The organism is Flavobacterium laiguense (assembly GCF_003097655.1).
In the GTDB taxonomy this organism is placed as follows: domain Bacteria; phylum Bacteroidota; class Bacteroidia; order Flavobacteriales; family Flavobacteriaceae; genus Flavobacterium; species Flavobacterium laiguense.
The window spans coordinates 16,104-35,624 of the sequence record NZ_QCZH01000001.1 but is presented as its reverse complement, the minus strand read 5'-3'; the positions used below and the strand labels follow the sequence as shown (position 1 = coordinate 35,624).

Genomic DNA, 19,521 nt, shown 5'->3' with positions numbered 1-19,521 from the left:
TAATTTCTTTAAGATTATAATGAAATAATTCGTGAATAATTCGCGGCAAAAAAAGAATATCCACAAAACTAGTGGTAGAACTCCAAAAAATGATATTCTAAAAAAAAATCATTGCTGTGTTGGCTATTCTTCATGCCAATGATTTTTTCAAATTTATAGAGATAATGAAAAAAGTAAGTATTGTGGGTGGAGGAATAATCGGGCTGTGCTCGGCTTATTATCTAGCCAAAGAAGGATATCAGGTAGTTGTTTTTGACAAATCGGACATGACCGATGGTTGTTCTTATGGAAATGCAGGGATGATTGTCCCTTCTCATATCATTCCGATGGCTCAGCCAGGAATGATTGCGCAAGGAATGAAATGGATGTTTGATAGTCAGAGTCCGTTTTATGTAAAACCAAGATTGAGTTACGATTTGATAAAATGGGGTTTGCAGTTTTACAAACACGCCACGCCGCAACACGTAGAGAAATCAATGCCGGCGCTTAGAGATTTGGCTTTGTTGAGTAAAGAATTATTTCAGGATTTAGACCGTGAAAATCATTCTTTTTTCTATGAAGAAAAAGGATTGTTAATGCTTTATAAAACGGATAAAGTAGCCGAAGAAATACAGCATGAAGGTAAAGAAGCGCAACGTTTGGGACTGGAGGTAGATTTTCTTTCCAAGGAAGGAGTTTCAAAATTAGAAACAGGAACCAGAACCGATGTCATAGGCGGAGTTCATTATAAAAGTGATGCTCATTTGTATCCACAAAAATTCATGCAATTCATCAAGGAAGAACTCAAGCGCATGAATGTTGCCGTGCATAGTAATACTTTGGTGAAAGATTTTAGAATGCAAAACAATACAATTTCTGGAATTATTACAGACAAGGGAGAATTTGCAACAGACGAAGTGGTGCTGGCTTCTGGATCCTGGAGTCCGGAGATCGCCAAGAAATTAGATATTAATATTTCTATATTGCCTGGAAAAGGATATAGTTTTACTTTGAATAACAGAACAGACAAACCTTCAATTCCTTCCATTTTATGCGAAGGAAAAGTGGCAGTTACACCTATGAGTACGGATATTCGTTTTGGAGGAACTATGGAAATTACCCATACCAATGATTTGAAAATAAATCAAAATAGGCTTCAGGGAATTGTAAACAGTATCAATGATTTTTATCCCGATTTAAAAATTGACAGGCCAGAAGAAAAAGACATATGGTTTGGTTTCAGACCCTGTACTCCTTCGGGATTGCCAATTATTGCAAGAGACAAAAAAATATCGAATCTAGTATTGGCCACTGGACATGCCATGATGGGATTAAGTTTGGCGCCAGCAACAGGTAAAATTGTTACGGAAATTATTTCCAATAAAGCCACTTCGGTTAATACTCAAATGTTTCAATTGTAAGCGATGAGATACGACAAAATAGATTCATCCCTTTTTATAGAAAACAGACAACGTTTTTCAGAAAAATTAAAAAATAACAGCATTGCCATTCTCACTTCCAATGATGTGATGCCAACCAATGCCGATGATGTGATGGGTTTTGCCCAAAACAATGACTTGTTTTATCTCACGGGAATCGATCAGGACGAAACCATTTTGGTAGTGTATCCGGATGCTTATAAAGAGGAGAACAAAGCCATATTATTTGTAAAAGAAGTAAGTGCGCATTCCAAACTGTGGGAAGGTGATTTTTTATCGAAAGCAGCAGTAACCGAGATTTCAGGAATCAGAAATGTAAAGTGGATTCATGAATTTGAGAAAACAATACAGCTTTTTGCTTTCGAAGCAGATACTTTTTATTTAGGACACAATGAACATATAAAAAGAACCACGTCTGAAATGACCACCAGACAAGATCGGATGATACAATGGTGTAAAGAAAAATATCCGTTGCATCAGTACGATCGAGTGGCTAAGATAACACGCGAATTGAGACCCATAAAATCTGAGGAGGAGATAATACTCATCAAGAAAGCGATTGCCATAAGCGTCAAAGGATTTAAAAATCTTTTGAAAGCTGTCAAACCCAATTGTAAAGAATACGAATTGGAAGCGGAACTTATCTACGAATCGATTAAAAACGGCGGAAAGCGTCATGCTTTTAAACCGATAGTGGCTTCTGGAAAAAATGCCTGCGCTTTGCATTATAATTCTAATGATGGTATTTGTAAAGAAGGGGATATGGTTTTGGTGGATTTTGGGGTTTGTTATGCCAATTATAATTCGGATACCACAAGATGCGTTCCGGTGAATGGGACTTTTTCGCCTCGTCAACGGGAAGTGTATCAGTCGATTTTGAACTGTTTAAAAGAAGGTTCCAAGTTATTAAAACCGGGTATTTTGTCCAGGGATTATGAAAAAGGAATGGCTCAATTAATCGAAAAAGAGTTGCTAAAACTGGGATTAATTACCGCCGAAGATATCGAGAGTCAAAGCCCGGAAGTTCCAGCCTACAAAAAATATTTCATGCACGGAACGGCCCATCATTTGGGACTGGATGTCCATGATGTTGGTTTGTATTCCCGCCCATTCGAAAAAGGAATGGTGCTCACTTGCGAGCCTGGAATTTATATTCGAGAGGAAGGAATAGGTTGTCGTTTGGAAAATGATTATCTGTTGATTGAAGACGGTAACATTAATTTATCCGAAGCAATGCCCATTGAAATGGACGAGATTGAAGATTTAATGAAACAATAAATTTGACTTTATATCCTAAAAAAAAGGAACCATATAAGGAATATAAGTTCAGATAAGCGAACTTAAATGAACTGGTATTCCTTATATAGTTAAAAAAAAGGTTCAATTTTTTCAATAGAACTTCTATTTATTTTGAATATAAGTTTTGGACAGTCATATTTTATAAATAAACGAGACAAATTAAAATATATAATTGAGAACTGAGTAAATTAGTCCAATCATTCTTTATTAACCAAGACCACATAAACACGATGAAAAAAGCTTTTCTTATTTTTTACATTTTTTTCCAAACAATTTTTGCGCAAAGTACCATCAATATTGATAGACTCAATTGGTTGCCTGAATCTCACTCTTTTTGGGTGAATGAACAAGATAATATCGCCGTTTATGATGCTAAAAAACTAACCGAAAATAAAATAGTTTTATCTAAAGAGCAAATGAAAGCTTCCGGTTTTCAAGGTAAAATTGAAAAGCTAGTTTGGGATACTGCAAAGACTAAAGTTTTGATTTATACCAATTCTAAAAAAGTTTGGCGTGGGAATACCAAAGGGAACTATTGGTATTTTGATCTTGCAACCGGTAAAGGGTATCAATTGGGTAAAGAGTTAGAAGCTTCATCGTTGATGTTTGCTAAGTTTTCTAATGATAATACGAATGTTGCCTATGTATCTAAACACAATATTTATTTAGAAAATTTAGAATCCCATAAAATAAAACAATTAACAAAGGATGGTACTGCCAAAATAATTAATGGAACTTTTGATTGGGTTTATGAAGAGGAACTTAATTGTAGAGACGGTTTTAGATGGAGTCCTGATGGAACTAGTATCGCTTATTGGAGAGTAGATGCAACGGATACCAAATTTCATTTGATGATTAATAATACGGATTCATTGTATTCTTATGTTGTGCCTGTAGAGTATCCCAAAGCAGGAGAAAAACCATCTTCAGTAAAAATTGGAGTAATCAATATAGCTACAGAAAAAACCAATTGGTTGGCTGTTCCTGGGGATGCAGATAATAATTATATACCAAGAATGGAATGGATTGGAAAAAATGAATTAATGGTGGTGCAGTTAAACAGACATCAAAATGAAGCTACTATTTACAATTGCGACTCCAATTCGGGTAAAGCGTCTTTAATTTACCAAGAAAAATCAAATGCTTGGATTGATGTTTTTGACACTTCATCTGGAGTTTATGATGGGTTTTCTTGTACTCTTGTAGATAACGGGAAATCTTTTCTTTGGAGTTCGGACGCTGATGGTTGGATGCATACTTATAAAATAAGCATGGACGGTAAGAAAAAGGAGCTAATTACCAAAGAAAATTTCGATTCTTATTTTTTAGCCTATAATAAAGAAACCCGTACTGTTTATTCTGCTTCGAGTCCTACAGATGCTACTCAAAAATATTTGTATGAAACGAATTTAGATACCAAAAAGACAAAACGTACTACTCCTGCCGAATTTGACGGGACAAATGAATATACATTTTCTCCAGATGCAACATTTGCAAAACATACCAATTCAAATATTAACCGTTATTGGAACGTTCGCTTGATTGCTTTAAAAAACCATGAAAAAGCATACCCCTTAGATAAAGACGTTTTTGCTAAACCAGAAAGAGATTATTCATTAGAAAAGTTTAAAGTAAAAACGGTAGACAATGTGGAATTGGACGGTATAATGGCAAAACCATTAGACTTTGATGCCAATAAAAAGTATCCAGTTTTTTTCTATGTTTATGGAGAACCGATGCAAGCTGTTGCAAATGATGAGCCTTATTTTAACGATTTTATTGCTGCTTTAGTTCCAAAAGGATATATTGGAATTGCGCTTGATAATAGAGGAACACCAGTTATGAAAGGAACGGAATGGAGAAAATGTATTTATAAAAATATAGGTATTATCAATACTCGTGACCAAGCAATGGCAGCAAAAGAAATTTTGAAATGGAATTTTATCGATACCGATAGAGTGGCGGTGCATGGCTGGAGTGGTGGTGGAGCTGTAACTTTGAATTTATTATTTCAATATCCTGATGTTTATAAAACAGGAGTAGCGGTGTCGGCGGTTACTGACCAACATTTTTATGATAACATTTATACGGAACGTTATATGGGATTGCCAGATGAAAGTGAAGCCGCTTACAAACAAGCATCTCCTATTACATATGCCCAAAACCTAAAAGGAAATCTACTTTATATACATGGTACAGGCGATGACAATGTGCATTATAAAAATGCCGAAGTACTTATTGATAAATTGATTAAATACGACAAAATGTTTAATTTGATGATTTACCCGAACCGATCGCACAGCATTAATGAAGGTGAAGGAACCAAAAAACATTTGACGGATACCTTCATGAAATTTATTCAAGAATATAGCCCTGCGGGAGCGAAATAGTATTTTTATATCTACATAAAAAAAGAGGATAGCTGCAAAGCTATCCTCTTTTTTAGTTTAATATTTGAAACTTAATTTTGATCGTATCCAAAAGGATTGTCAATACTGTGCATTGGTGTAGTAAACCATTTTGGACCATTTGGAGTCATATAAAAATGATCTTCATGACGAATGCCAAATTCTCCAGGAATGCAAATCATAGGTTCATTACTAACCACCATTCCTTCTTGAAGAGTTCTTGTATTTCCTCTTACTAGATAAGGATGTTCATGTATATCTAATCCTGTTCCGTGCCCTACACGATGTGGAAGACCTGGAAGTTGGTAATCTCCACTCAATCCTGCTGCAGCAAGTACTTTACGAGCAGCATCATCTACAGATCCACAAGTAGCTCCAATCTGTGCTGCATCAAAAGCGGCTTGTTGTGTTTGTTTTTCTAGATTCCAAATCTCACGATGTCTTGCAGTTGGAGTGCCATAAACATACGTTCTGGTAATATCCGATAAATATCCCTCTAGTTGACAACCCGTATCCACCAAAACAATATCATTTTCTTTTAAATCTTGGGCTACAGTTACCCCATGAGGATATTGAGAATCATCAGAAAATAAAACGATACAAAAATATGAACCCGCTGCGGCTCCCGCTTTGATGTGTGCATCATTTATAAATTCGGTTACTTCTTTTACACTAATTCCTGGACGTAAAATACGTGCAACGGCACGGTGTACTTCCATCGTAATATCTTTTGCTCTTTGAATTATTGCAATTTCATTGGCCGATTTTTGAATTCTACATCCTGTTGTTATCGGTTGTGCATTAATAAACGTGTAATCAGGGTTTGCCTTAATAACACCATCTACCAAAAAGTACGCTGCCGATTCATCAATTGCGATAGTTCCTTCTGTAATGTTTTTATTTTTCAATAAATTTCCCATTAAAGTATAAGGAGACTCATGTTCCTCCCAGCAATTTATAGTAGCTTCTATTTTTTGATATTTTTTGAAAGTACCGTCTTCAAATTTAGGCACGATGTATTCTAAACTTCCATCTGCAAATAATAAGGCGCCCACCATTCTTTCAGAAGCATTCCATTTGGTTCCTGTAAAATAATACAAGTTGGTTCCTGCATTAAGATATACGGCTTTAATATCTTGGCTTTGCATTAATTGAGCCGCTTTTTTTAATCGATCTTGGTATTCTTGAAGTTGAATGGGTTGTACACCTTGGGTTCTGTTGTCTATTTTATCTAATTCAATTTGAGCAGTTGACCCGCCAATTCCATTTTTCATATCGGTTTGTATATAATTTAATATTAGTTTATAATTTTTAGCTCGTTTAAAATGACATCTAAAAAAGCAACCATTTCATCTGCATTATGTTTATTGAAAGGCATAGGTGGTTTTATTTTTAACACATTATGTAAAGGACCATCTGTACTTAATAAATAACCATACTCTTTCATTTTTTCTACTACAATGTCAATTTCAGGAATTGCAGGTTCCATCGTCGTTCTGTCTTTTACCATTTCGGCACCAATAAATAAACCATGTCCTCGAACATCACTTATGATTGGGTATTTTTGCATCAATCCTCTTAATCCATTCATTAAGTAATTCCCCACTACTTTAGCATGTTCTTGCATTTCTTCCTCTTGGATTACCTCCAAAACCGCTAAACCAGCCGCCATGGATACAGGATTACCTCCAAAAGTGTTAAAATATTCCAATCCATTATTAAATGAATCCGCAATTTCATTAGTAACAATTACAGCTGCTAAAGGATGTCCGTTACCAATTGGTTTTCCTAATACAATAATATCGGGTACGGCATCTTGAAGTTCAAATCCCCAAAAAGCATCACCAACTCTACCAAAGCCTACCTGTACTTCATCGGCAATACAAACACCTCCTGCTTTTCGTACATGATTATAAACGGTCTTTAAATAATCTTTCGGTAATGGAATTTGACCTCCAACGCCCAATAATGTTTCGCAAATAAAAACGGCTGGAGCTTTTCCTTCTTTATCTAAATCTTCTATAATGCGTTGCACATCTGCTGCATATTTTTCGCCAGCATTTTCATCTCCGTATTTAAATGGACCTCTATATAAATCAGGGTTGATTGCTTTGTGTATCCAAGGCATTTTTCCAGAACCACCTTTGCTGTCAAATTTGTAGGGGCTCATTTCCATAGCAACAGTAGATGTTCCATGATAAGCATGGTCAAGTACAATAATGTCTTTTTGTTTCGTAAAATGACGACTCATTCGTATTGCCAAATCATTCGCTTCGCTACCAGAATTCACAAAATAACAAACGCTTAATTCGGATGGTAAAGTAGCTGTTAGTTTTTCAGCGTATTTTAAAATGGTGTCATTTAAGTATCTCGTATTGGTATTAAGAGTTGCAATTTGTTTTTGCATACTACGAACTACCACTGGATGGCAATGTCCTACATGTGATGGATTATTGACGCAATCTACAAAAGTTCTTCCTTTGTCATCATATAAATATTGAAGTGCTCCTTTTACAATTTTTAAGTTGTCTTTGTATCCAATACTGAGGTTTCTACCAACATTCTTTTGACGCTTCTTTAATAAGTCAGAATAATCTCCTTCGTTTATTACTCCTTCAAAACCACAAGCTTTTCTAAAAGTATCTTGCGCTTTGATTGGATTAATCTTAATGAGTTGATATAATAAATCCCAAGCTGGTTTTTCAGTGATAAAATGATGCTCATTATTGGTGTCTAATGAACCATTGAAAGCAGATTGAGTTACACTAATACAAAGTCTTCCTGCAATTAAATAATACAATACATCCAATTCTTGAATAGTAAGGGGGTACGATTCATGATATCCTTTGACAACTAATGATGCAGCAGTAAGTGGATCTTCATTTGCAAGCATAGCATAAGTACAGGCTACGGCAACATTATTAATTAAAGCAGTATATACCATATCGCCGAAATCAATTAATCCAGTAACGGTTGTTTCATCTACCATTACATTGTAATCATTGGCATCGTTGTGAATATAAGCATGACGCAAAGAATGTAGTTGCGGAAGTACCTCCATATCAAATTGCAATAGAAAATAACTGGCAATTCTTCTTCTTTCGTGATTTTTTATATACTTCAATTTTTCATTAGCATCACTAGCAGTGCTGATATCCCAAGTGTAATGACGATGCATGGCAGTATGTGAAAAATGGTGTAGCGATTTATCCATAGTCCCCATAAAACGTCCCAATTCTGAATATAAGTCAGTAGATTTGTTTGATTTATCAATCCAAAAATTACCTTCTAGAAAACTAAGAATACGCAAGTAATACTTTTTTCCATCTTCTATAATAGGAGTTAGTTCTTCTCCTTGAGTATTGATACAAAATTGTTGAAACTTGGTTGATATTGGGCTATTCGCTAAATGTTTAACTATTTTTACTTGCGCGTCTAAAAAAGGGTAGGATTGATTTTCATCAGATACTTTTAATATAAATCTTTTGTTATTTGTATCGGTTAAAAGATAATTTAATTCATCATAACCATTTAACATTTTTGCTGTAACGGATAATCCGTAATGTTCTTTTGATAATTGTTCTATATGAGCTTCAGTACATTTCATCGTTTCTGTTGTATTATGTATTAATGTCATTATTGATGACTTGAATTTCTAATTTAATTTTATTTCCAAATAATCGCTTGTGCTGGTTGTAACGGATTTTCTCCTACCAGTATTTTACTACCTTGAGGAATTGGTAAGGTTATTGGGTCATTAGTATAATTAACTCCCACATAAAACCCATCTCTCCAATCTATAAATACTCCTTTTGGTAAATCTTCAATACCTATTTTGGCTCTTTCATAAATAGTACGAACAATTTGTCTTTCTAATTTTCCATCCTTGCTTTCCACTCCAATATAAGTAATGGTTCCTTTTCCTAATTTTCTTGTAACTGCAGCAGCTTTATCTTTGTAAAACTGATCATTGTAAGTAGCCAAAACTTCTGTTCCTGGTTTTGGTTTTAAAACATCTGCCCAACTATTCCATTCATAAGAGTTGGTTCCTGATTTGATAGTTCCAGTCACATCGGCAGCCAACATGTCAAAAAATTCGACATCAGCACCTATTAAAGGTACAATTGGAGCATTCCAATTGGCTTCGAAAAAATGTCCGTTTTTGTCCTTTTGTCCTGTTCGACAACTAAGGATTAAATTTCCGCCATTTTCAACATACTTAGTCCATTTGTCTACCAGTTTTTGATCAATAAGTTGATAAGCGGGTGCTACTATAAAAGGATAAGCCGAAAAATCATCTTCTTCAGTAATAAAATCCATTGGCGCTCCTGTAGATTTTACAGCCGTAGTATAGGTATTTCTATGCTTCCAAGTATTCCAAAACTCCGTTTGTTTTTGGTTTTCAAGATCCCAAAGATTTTCATGACTCCACAAAAAAGCTGTTTTTCTTTGTTCAATTTCTTTAGGAATTACTGCTTTTGGATTGTATTCTTTGCGTAACAATTTCATGTCTTGAATGGATTGAACAAACTCTTTTCCTCCAGTAGATAGCGTTACTCCATCTGTTCCAACAATTCCATCATGATACATTTCACTACTTCCAAGTGGATGTCTGTAACGATACGTGCAGGAAAAAGAGCATCCGCCAGCAAAAGCTTGAGTTAACCACATATGTACTGTGCCAGGTAGTAATTGAGGATTAATCGATGCCCAGTTTACTTGTCCTAGTTGCATTTCCATTACTCCAGTGACCCCATTTATAGAACGATAATAATCATTTGCTTCTGAGATTTTTGTTGGAGACCCCATTCTAAAACTATTCCCTCCTAATGGATTTCTCCCACTTACAGGATACATAGTGTAGGTAATAAAATCCATTTTGTTTGCACTTCTAGGGTCGGCATCGTAAATAACATTGGTAAAATTGGTAGTTACCCACTGTTTTGGATCTATATATTTTTTAAGAATTTCTGCCTGTTTATTTAAGTATGCTGCTTGCGCATCGGAAGTGAATCTCTTAAAATCCAAAACAGCATGCGGACTTAATTTGTCTTCAGTGTAGATTTCTGCATTGGGTAAAACAATTTGTTCAAAGTTATTGTAGCGAGTACTCCAAAAATTACCAACCCATTCTGTGTTTAGCTTTTCTATGGTTCCGTATTTGGCTTTCAACCAAATTTGAAATGCTTTGCGAGCAGAGGGGCTAAAATCGGCAGTAGCTAAAGGTTCATTGTCAATTTGCCATCCCATGATATTTTTATTTTTACCGTATCTCTTCCCTAATTCGGTTACTATCTGGTCTATATATTCCTGGTATTTTGCATTGGTTACAGATACATTTGCTCTATTACCATGTTCTCTTCGGCGTCCATTAGCATCTACTAAATAAATTTCAGGATATTTTTCTCCCATCCATGCTGGAGGGGTAGGTGTAGGGGTGCAAAGAATCATTTTTAATCCCGATTTTTCAGCTATTGCCAAAGCATCATCAAGCCATTTAAAATCGTATTTCCCTTCTTCTGGCTCCATGTAGGTCCATGCAAATTCTGCAAAATGCGTAAATTCAAACCCTAGTTTTTTAATGTTATTAAGATCTCGTTCCCATTGTTCTCTGGGCCATTGTTCTGGATAATAGTAAACTCCTATTTGCATTAAATCGGCTTTTGGAAAGAAACGTTGTGGATTTTTTGTTTCTAGTACGCCTGCTTTTTTTTCTTGAGCGAAAGATGTATTTAAATTACAATTGATTAGAAGTATAATAGAAAATAACAGTTTCGCAATGAATGTGTTTTGTTTGATCATGATTTTTATAAATACGTTGATTAAATTTAATGTTTTTATTCTTTTAAAAGTAGCATCATATAATGTGCTGCTGACCAACTAAAATTAAAAGATTCTAACCCTTTTCCTGTAATAGGTTGGTAGTTTTCTCTAATAGCTTCACCTTTCACCATAACTCCCTCTGCATTATAAATAAGCTTTTGAGATAATTGATTTGCTTCTTTAGTATAATTGTATTTTTCCAATCCATTTATAGCAAACTGACTTTGATCCAGCCAAATAGGACCTCTCCAATAACCTCCTTCAGGTTTGAATTTTGGATGGTTGGCAGCTAATGTTGGCAAAGGGATAAAAGTATTAAATATAGCGGGATTCGTCATATTTCCTGTTATTGCTTTTGCTTGCTCAAGAGAGGCTACTTCAGCCCAAAGAGGAATGTAACCTTCACATCCCATGTCTTTCACAAACGATTTTCCATCGATACTAGTGTCATAAAACCAACCAGAATTGGCGTCCCAAAATTGGTTTTGAATTTTTGTTTTTAAAGAAGCACTTTCGGATTCCCATTTTTTTGAATCTTCAGTAAGTTTCAATACTTGAGCCATGTTATTCAAATATATTTTTTCGGCATATAAATAGGCGTTTAAATCCACGCTTTCTTGATCTAATGAATAGGCAGTGTCACTATTTTTTAAAATGGTACTGTTGTCAAATCGAACGGCATTGTCCATGCCGCTTTCCCATTTAGCTGCAATTAAAGTGCCGTCTGTTGACCCAAATTCACACAAACCATCTTGATCATGGTCTCTGTCTTTGTACCACCAGTTGTGGTACAATGTGAGTTTTGGGTAAAATTCTTTCAAATAATTGATATCCTTTGTTCTTTCGTATATTTTCCAAATCGCCCAAGCGGCAAGCGGAGCTTTTGTGTTTCTATAATTATTTGCTTCAATTAAAGTATCTCTATAAATACAATCAGGAATGAAACCATCCTTTTTTTGAAAGTCAAACATCGCTCTCATTTGGCTCTTGGCTAAGTTGGGATTAAATTCTGCCAGAGCTGCTGCATGCTTCCAACTGTCCCAAGCCCAGAAACCATTAAACCATTCATAATGGTAACTTGGAAAAACGCCATCATGTTTCAATCCTTCTACTGCAATTTTGGAATTATTTTGTAACGTGAGTAATGATTTTGCTAGTAAATTGGAATAGGTTACCTCTTTATATACAGTCTTCTTTTTGGCTATTAATTGAGCTAATTGATTTTCTTTTTCTTTTTGAGTTGCAGTAAGTATGGAATTAAATTTTGTTGCTGCCAAAGATTTCTTTTCATTTTCCCATGAGTATTGTGGAAAAATATAAGTTTGAGAAACTAGAATTATTGCAGTTTCATTTGGTTTCAGTATAATTTGTTCAAGTTGTGTTTTGTAGCCCTCTTTTAAGATTTCTATAGTATTGGTATTCGAAAATTGGATGTAACCAATGGCTTTGCTTTTTGTGGAAACGATTTTCAAGATTTTGTTTTCATTGGACAACTGTAAATCATCCAAAAATAATTTAGATTCAAAAGATGGGAAAAGCGTTATAGTTTCGGAAGATCGATTGGTAATACTCGTTTTTTGCAAAGCCGAATGTCCAGAAGAAAATACTAATTGTTGTTGTACAACTAGTTTTTCATTTTGAAATTGCTGTTCTAAATGGCTATTGTAACTATTTTGATGAACTAAAGATGTTTTCCAATTAATCAGTTCTTGTTTATTGTTATCTAAAAGATGAAGAGAAACAAAAGAAGGACTTATCCAGACTCCATTTTGTTCCGTTAATAAATAAGGGCCTGAAAAACCACCTTGTGCTTGGGATGCTTCCAAAAACCCAAATCCAAACCAAGCTCCTTTATCTGAAAAAGACAAAGATTTTCGATCTATTGCGTTTGTTGGATTTCCTTTGTAATTCAAACTGTTTTTACTGGCCTCTAAATTAGGATATGATTTTTGGCCGAATGTAGCGTTACAACAAAGCAAGGCTGTCAATAAAATTTTGGTAATCTGTTTCATAATTTGGCAATGTTATATTAGAGACTCAAAAATTAGAATACGTTTTTTATTCTCTAATAGTGTGGTATTTTTAATTGTTATTTTTAGAAGTTTATCTAAGTATAAAACCGTTTTTCATAGGGTCATTTGGGTCAATAATAAAAGTATTTATTCCTGTAATATGAGCCGTTCCTTCTACTTGAGGAATAACGGCCTGAAATGGACCGAAATCTTTTTCGGAAACAAGGGAACAATTAAACACACTTCCTGTAATACTTTCAACGGCCAATTTGCTGTTGTAATCAATAGCGTTTCTTGCTTTTTCTATAGCAATTCTTCCAGAAACTCCAGATCCAGTAGGAGAACGATCTACCTCTCCTTCGGCAAAAACACATACATTTCGGCTGTGGTTTTCTTCTATTTGAGCATCATCAATAAATATGGTACCATATAGAAAACTCAAATCGTTTTCAAAAGGGTGAAGAATGGCTTTATCTTGTTGCATAACGGCGTGTTTTATTTCCATTCCACTTTGAATAATAGTACGATAATCAGAATCGGTTAAACCAAATTCTAATAAAGCGTTTTTTCTTAAATCAACATAAGCATAGAAAGCACCTCCGTAAGCTAAATCATATATAACTTTCCCTATTCCGGGAACTTCTACGATTCTGTCCAGACCAACTACGAAACTGGGTACACAATGAAAACGAACGCCAGTTACTTCGCCAGATTGTATATGGACAAATGAAGTGATTCTTCCGCAAGGAGCATCAATTTCTAGTTTGTTTTCCCCTTCTTCAATAGCAATCCAGTTCATGTTTGCTGCCAATGTACTTATTGCAACAATTGCATGTCCACACATGGTACTATATCCTTCATTATGCATAAATAAAATGCCAAAATCAGCAGTTTCATCATTTGGCGGAAGCAAAACACAACCATACATATCAGCATGACCGCGAGGTTCAAACATTAAAGCAGTACGTAAATAGTCGTAATTCTCTTTAATGTCTCTACGGTATTCTAAAACTGTGTTTCCCTTTAATTCAGGAAAACCAGAAACGATAACGCGTAAAGGTTCACCACCAGTATGCATATCAATGGTCTTGATTTGCACCCAATCTTTAGGTACGCTAAAATCTATTTTTGAAATTATATTTTGAAAAGTACTTGACATGATTTTTATTATTTGTTGGAAATAAATTCATTGTAAAAATAGGATGCAGCCACTAAGTCTTCTAAGGCATGACCTACTGATTTAAAATAGGTGATTTCTGTTTCAGAAGTCCTTCCTTTCTTACTGCCATTACAGAGTTCGAATAAATCAGCTTTGATATCTTCTTTTGTTATGATTCCAGTATTTAATGGGATTAAAATATCACCGCTTTCTTTTAGTCCGCCTTGGTAAGTGTCCAAAAACACAGATGATCTTAGAACCGCTTCATCATCTGCTTCACGAGTATCTTTTTTATAAGCACCTACTAAGTCTAGATGTTGCCCTTCTTTTAGCCATTTTCCAAAAACCAAAGGAGTAGGAGAAAGTGTTGCGCAAGAAATAATGTCTACTTCCGATATTTTATCTTCAATGTTGGTAATAGCAGTGCAAGAGTAAGTTGCATTAGAAAGCGCATCACAAATGGCTTGTGCTTTTTCTAATGTTCTTCCCCATACATATACTTTTGTGATAGGTCTTACACTGGCATGGGCTTGGATTAAATTTTTTGCCAAAGCTCCAGTTCCAATCATTAATAAAGAGGATGAATCTTCTCTGGAGAGAAAACTGCTGGCCAATGCGGAGGTTGATGCGGTACGTTTTGTGGTTAATGATTTTGCATCCAAAATGGCTTTAATATTGCCCTTATGAGCATCCAAATAAATATAGGTTCCTTGTATGGCCGGAAGATTATATTTGCCGTTATTGGGACTTACCGTCACAATTTTTACACCCGCATCTACGCCGGGATTAAAGGCAGGCATTAGCAATAAAGTAGAGTCTTTGTCTTCCGGTGGATTTGGATAGTCATGATGGTGACGCATTGGGACTTGTATGGTTGTTGATGCGAAACCCTCTTTTAGACGTTCAATAAGTTGTTTAAAATTGCATTTATTTTCTATAAAAGAATCGGAAATGAGTTGAATAGTGTTCATTTTAGGAATAGATTTTTATAAAAATATACTATTTTTTTTTCCATTCGTATTTTTGCTGTAAAGTTGATAAAATACAACAATATTGGGTTAATATAGTATTGTTTTAAGCCAGACTGTGATTGTAATTTTAAAAAATAATTTAAACCACTATACAATGAAGAAGATTAAAAATATTGTACTATTACTACTATTCGTTTTCAGTTCCTATTCTAGTTTCGCCCAAACGGAGACTGCTGTTCAAACGGATTTAAAGAAAAAACTAATTGAATTTTTTCCTAATTCTGAAATTTCTGAAATAAAAAATTTAGAAGGTTATACGGAGTCGTATCAGTTGATTTTAGATGAACCTTTGGATCACAAGAATCCTGAAAAAGGCACTTTCAAACATTACATTTATCTTTCGCATGTTGACTTTAATAGTCCAATGGTAATTGAAACGCACGGTTATAATGCAGGGAATATTAAAAGCGAAGTGAGTAAATTGCTAAAAGCGAATCAAGTGGCAGTAGAGTACAGATTTTATGGAAAATCAAGACCAAATCCTATGCCTTGGCAGTATTTGACCAATGATCAAGCTATTGAAGACTATCACAACATCACAACAAAATTAAAAGAGCTATACAAAGGAAAGTGGGTATCTACAGGAATTAGTAAAGGTGGAGAAACAGCTTTAATTTATAAATCAAAATATCCAAATGATGTAGATGTGGTCATGCCTTATGTAGCCCCGTTGATTAATACCCAAGAGGATCCAAGGACTTTGGAGCATGTGAAAATTGTAGGTACACCCGAATGCAGAGCAAAAGTCACTCATTTTCAGAGAGCTTTATTGCAAAATAGAGACGCACTTTTGAAAGAAATCAAAGAATACGCCGATAAAGAAAAGATGATTTTTTCTGAAGTATCGATCGAAGAAGCTTTAGAATATGGTGCCTTAGAATTTCCATTTTCTTTTTGGCAATGGGGGGGGAAATGTGAAGACATTCCTGTTGAGGGAGCAAGTTCTGCAGCATTATTTGATTATTTGAATAAGATAGTTGGGATTAGCACTTACGATGACCAAAGATATTTTGAGTTATTACCCTCTTATTATCAGCACATGGCAGAATTAGGATATTATGGTTTTGATTTCGAACCTGTTCAAGATTTATTGAAAACGGTAAAAAGCACTTCGAATGCCCGATTTACTCCCAAAGAAGTTGTTATTACTTATGATCCTAAATACATAAAGAAGGTCCGTAAATATGCAGAAACGAAGGGAGATAAAATTCTTTATATTTATGGAGGTTTTGACACTTGGGGATCCTGTGCTCCAACTCCAAATCCTAACTTGGATGCTTTGAAGATGGTTCTTCCGGGAGGCAGTCACGCTACGAGAGTGAAAAATTTCCCAAAAGAAGATCAGGAAAAAATAATGAAAACGTTAGACCGTTGGTTAAAATAGGGGAATAAAAAAAGAGGCGTTATTGCCTCTTTTTTTTATAATGTTTTCAATTGCTTTTCCACAAAATTATTGGATTGTTGTTCTAATAGTTCGACGGTATTTTTTCTTTGTAAATCATATAGTTGTTTGTCTTCGGCTATATCTGCATAGACTTTATCATGCATCATTGCGCTAGTTTTGATTAATAGAGTGCGTTGGTATTTATCTTGTTCAATCGTCGCTTTCAAGGCTGTTTCTATATCTTCCAACTTAAAATCATATTCTCCTTTTGGCGATAATAATTTGGCAATAATTGGCGAAGTTTCAATAGCTAAGAAAAGTAGCATTATAAAAAAAGAAGGAAGCCAAGGCAATTTATTCAAAGCATTGATTCTTGCCATTAAACCATCAAAACCATCTATGATAGGTTGTGTTTCGTTCACTTTTTTGTCTAAATCATTTTTCAAAGTTTTGGATGTTTTCTCCAAAACAGCAATTTTGGCTAAATTGTTTTTTCGAATCGTATCCAATTCTTTCGATGATAAATTGTGTTTGGCTATTTTCTCTTTAAAAACGGGTCCTTTACCTAATTTTTTTGTTCCGGCTGTTCCTTCGGCTTCTTTGATATAGGTTTCATAAAGCGTGTTTACTTCTTTTTCCTTATTGGTGATTTCAGCTTTTAGACTTGCGATTTCGGTTTTGTTTTTGTCCAAATCCGATTTGAAATAATTAGCCACTTCTTTTTTGTTGTTTAAGGCCATGGCATTTTTTTCTTTCAACAAAACGGTATTGATTTCTTTTTCGAAAATTTTAATTTCCAAGGGTTTTGAAATCACGATAGCAATGATGATCGCCAATATAATTCTAGGGGTTGCCTGCATTATTTCACTGCTAAAGCTGTCCCTCTTTCTAATAGTTGAAACGATAAAACGGTCGAGATTAAAAATAAGTAAACTCCAAACGAGTCCAAAAAGCATAGCGGGATAAACACTGTCAAAAACAGTAAAAAGAGCATAGGCACTGGCTATAAAAGCCATAACAGCCGTAAAAAAAACAGTGGCGCCAATACCAACAAATTTGGTTTGTTCGCCATCGGAGCAACCTTCAAGAAGGTTTTTGTCTGCACCTGAGCAGAGGATAAAAAATTGTTTTAACATGATTGATTTGATTTGATTTTTGATTGATTGATTTTTGTCCCGATAATTATCGGGGGATGCTGCAAATTTAACGCCAAAAAATTAATATTGGTATAAAATGTTGATTTGTTTTTGGTTAGGTGTTTTGGAGAAGGGTTTGGGGTTGTATCTTGTAAACAAAAAAGAGCTGTTCGATTAGGAACAGCTCTTTTGGTTTTGAATTAATAGTAACTTAAGCAATCGGTGCGCCAGCCATTATTTCGGCATTGGCAAACTCTTCAAATTTTGCAAAATTAGCTTTGAATTTATGAGCCAGTTCTACTGCTTTTGTGTCATATAAATTTGGGTCTTCCCAAGTATTTCTTGGATTTAAGATTTCGCTAGGAACATTTGGACACGATTGTGGAATTGCAATACCAAATGATTTATGATCTACATATTCTACATTGTCTAATTCTCCGTTTAATGCGGCAGTAATCATAGCACGAGTGAATTTTAATTTCATTCGGCTTCCAGTTCCGTAAGGACCTCCTGTCCATCCAGTATTGATTAACCAAACTTTTACATTAGCATCCTTCATTTTTTTGCTTAACATTTCAGCATATTTAGTAGGGTGTAATGGCATAAATGGAGCCCCAAAACAAGCTGAAAAATTAGGTTGAGGTTCTGTAACCCCAGCTTCTGTTCCTGCAACTTTAGCGGTATAACCAGAAATAAAGTGGTATGCTGCCTGACCTGGTGTCAATTTTGAAATAGGAGGCAAAATACCATACGCATCGGCTGTTAAGAAAAATATATTTTTAGGATTTTTACCAATAGATCCAGGTTGAATATTATCAATATGGTCAATAGGATAACTTACCCTTGTGTTTTGAGTAATTGAAACATCTTGAAAATCTACTTCATTAGTACCTGTTTTGAAAACTACGTTTTCTAGAATAGCTCCTTTTTTGATAGCTCTAAAAATGTCTGGTTCATTCTCCTCAGTAAGGTTAATTACTTTGGCATAACAACCACCTTCAAAATTGAAAACAGTATTCTCGTTAGTCCATCCATGTTCATCATCCCCGATTAGTTTTCTTTCTGGATCGGCAGACAAAGTCGTTTTTCCTGTTCCAGATAGACCAAAGAAAATCGCAGTATCTCCGTCTTCTCCAACATTCGCACTACAGTGCATTGGTAAGGTGTTTTTGAAAACAGGTAAAACAAAATTCAAAGCAGAGAAAATCCCTTTTTTCATTTCTCCTGTATAACCAGTGCCACCAATTAAGGCGATTTTTTTTGTAAAATCTAAAATAGCAAAATTGCTTTGACGAGTACCGTCTATTGCTGGATCTGCGTGAAAACCCGGAGCGCAAATTACGGTCCATTCAGGTGTGAAACCGTTTAATTCTTCTTTTTCGGGTCTCAAAAACATATTGTAACAAAACAAGTTTGCCCAAGCCGTTTCGGTAACCACACGTACATTCAATCTGTAGTTTGGATCGGCACATACATAAGAGTCTCTAACAAAAACTTCTTTGTTTGATAAATAAGCCGTTACTTTTTTATAAAGTGCATCAAAGGCTGAAGGTTCAAATGGAATATTCACTTTCCCCCACCATACTTTGTCTTCGGTAATACTATCCTTGACAATAAATCTATCTTGAGGAGATCGCCCGGTAAACTCGCCTGTATTTATAGCTAATGCCCCAGTTGAATTTTCTACTCCCTGCCCAGATTGGATCGTAATATCATGTAACTCGTTCGGTGTTAATTGATACTGAATTTTGGCATTCTCAATTCCCAGTTCATTTAACGAAATCGATTTCGCAAATAAGGCATAGTTGTCCATAAAAAATTAATTTTTGTGAGTGTTGTTTATTTACTGCA

At 35.0% G+C, this 19,521-nt stretch carries 12 protein-coding genes; 4 read left to right on the top strand and 8 right to left on the bottom strand.

Annotation, left to right across the window (positions count from 1 at the left end):
• The first annotated feature begins 164 nt into the window (after positions 1-164).
• From DB891_RS00155 to DB891_RS00145, 3 genes are all read left to right on the top strand, one after another.
• Complete coding sequence (locus tag DB891_RS00155; RefSeq protein WP_116759391.1) at positions 165-1,400, top strand: NAD(P)/FAD-dependent oxidoreductase; 1,236 nt, start codon at positions 165-167, stop codon at positions 1,398-1,400.
• A 3-nt stretch (positions 1,401-1,403) separates the two neighbouring features.
• Positions 1,404-2,696, top strand: a complete 1,293-nt coding sequence (locus tag DB891_RS00150) for an aminopeptidase P family protein (RefSeq protein ID WP_116759389.1) — start codon at positions 1,404-1,406, stop codon at positions 2,694-2,696.
• Positions 2,697-2,947: 251 nt separating this feature from the next.
• Positions 2,948-5,107, top strand: a complete 2,160-nt coding sequence (locus DB891_RS00145; protein WP_116759387.1) for a S9 family peptidase — start codon at positions 2,948-2,950, stop codon at positions 5,105-5,107.
• A 71-nt stretch (positions 5,108-5,178) separates the two neighbouring features.
• On the opposite strand, the gene DB891_RS00140 is transcribed toward DB891_RS00145, so the two are convergent.
• The 6 genes from DB891_RS00140 to DB891_RS00115 all read right to left on the bottom strand — a co-directional run bounded on the left by DB891_RS00140 (position 5,179) and on the right by DB891_RS00115 (position 15,090).
• A complete protein-coding gene (locus DB891_RS00140) occupies positions 5,179-6,399 on the bottom strand; it encodes a M24 family metallopeptidase (RefSeq protein ID WP_116759385.1) in 1,221 nt (406 codons plus the stop codon).
• A 23-nt stretch (positions 6,400-6,422) separates the two neighbouring features.
• Positions 6,423-8,762, bottom strand: a complete 2,340-nt coding sequence (locus DB891_RS00135; protein WP_223256014.1) for an aminotransferase class III-fold pyridoxal phosphate-dependent enzyme — start codon at positions 8,760-8,762, stop codon at positions 6,423-6,425.
• Between the two features lie 29 nt (positions 8,763-8,791).
• Positions 8,792-10,927, bottom strand: a complete 2,136-nt coding sequence (locus tag DB891_RS00130; RefSeq protein ID WP_116760295.1) for a beta-galactosidase — start codon at positions 10,925-10,927, stop codon at positions 8,792-8,794.
• A 35-nt stretch (positions 10,928-10,962) separates the two neighbouring features.
• Complete coding sequence (locus DB891_RS00125) at positions 10,963-12,960, bottom strand: MGH1-like glycoside hydrolase domain-containing protein (protein WP_116759383.1); 1,998 nt, start codon at positions 12,958-12,960, stop codon at positions 10,963-10,965.
• A 91-nt stretch (positions 12,961-13,051) separates the two neighbouring features.
• Positions 13,052-14,119: a proline racemase family protein gene (locus DB891_RS00120; protein ID WP_116759381.1), complete on the bottom strand. Its 1,068-nt coding sequence runs from the start codon at positions 14,117-14,119 to the stop codon at positions 13,052-13,054.
• Positions 14,120-14,127: 8 nt separating this feature from the next.
• Positions 14,128-15,090 carry an ornithine cyclodeaminase family protein gene (locus DB891_RS00115; RefSeq protein ID WP_116759379.1) on the bottom strand — a complete coding sequence of 321 codons (963 nt, stop codon included), beginning with the start codon at positions 15,088-15,090 and terminating at the stop codon, positions 14,128-14,130.
• Between the two features lie 154 nt (positions 15,091-15,244).
• Here DB891_RS00115 and DB891_RS00110 point away from each other — a divergent pair, with 154 nt between their 5' ends.
• Entirely contained in the window at positions 15,245-16,534 is a 1,290-nt protein-coding gene (locus DB891_RS00110; protein ID WP_116759377.1) for a S28 family serine protease, read from the top strand.
• Between the two features lie 35 nt (positions 16,535-16,569).
• On the opposite strand, the gene DB891_RS00105 is transcribed toward DB891_RS00110, so the two are convergent.
• Together DB891_RS00105 and pckA are read right to left on the bottom strand one after the other, a co-directional pair.
• Positions 16,570-17,670 carry a DUF4407 domain-containing protein gene (locus DB891_RS00105; RefSeq protein ID WP_116759375.1) on the bottom strand — a complete coding sequence of 367 codons (1,101 nt, stop codon included), beginning with the start codon at positions 17,668-17,670 and terminating at the stop codon, positions 16,570-16,572.
• 211 nt (positions 17,671-17,881) lie between these two features.
• Positions 17,882-19,483: a phosphoenolpyruvate carboxykinase (ATP) gene (pckA, locus tag DB891_RS00100; RefSeq protein ID WP_116759373.1), complete on the bottom strand. Its 1,602-nt coding sequence runs from the start codon at positions 19,481-19,483 to the stop codon at positions 17,882-17,884.
• Positions 19,484-19,521: the final 38 nt, after the last annotated feature.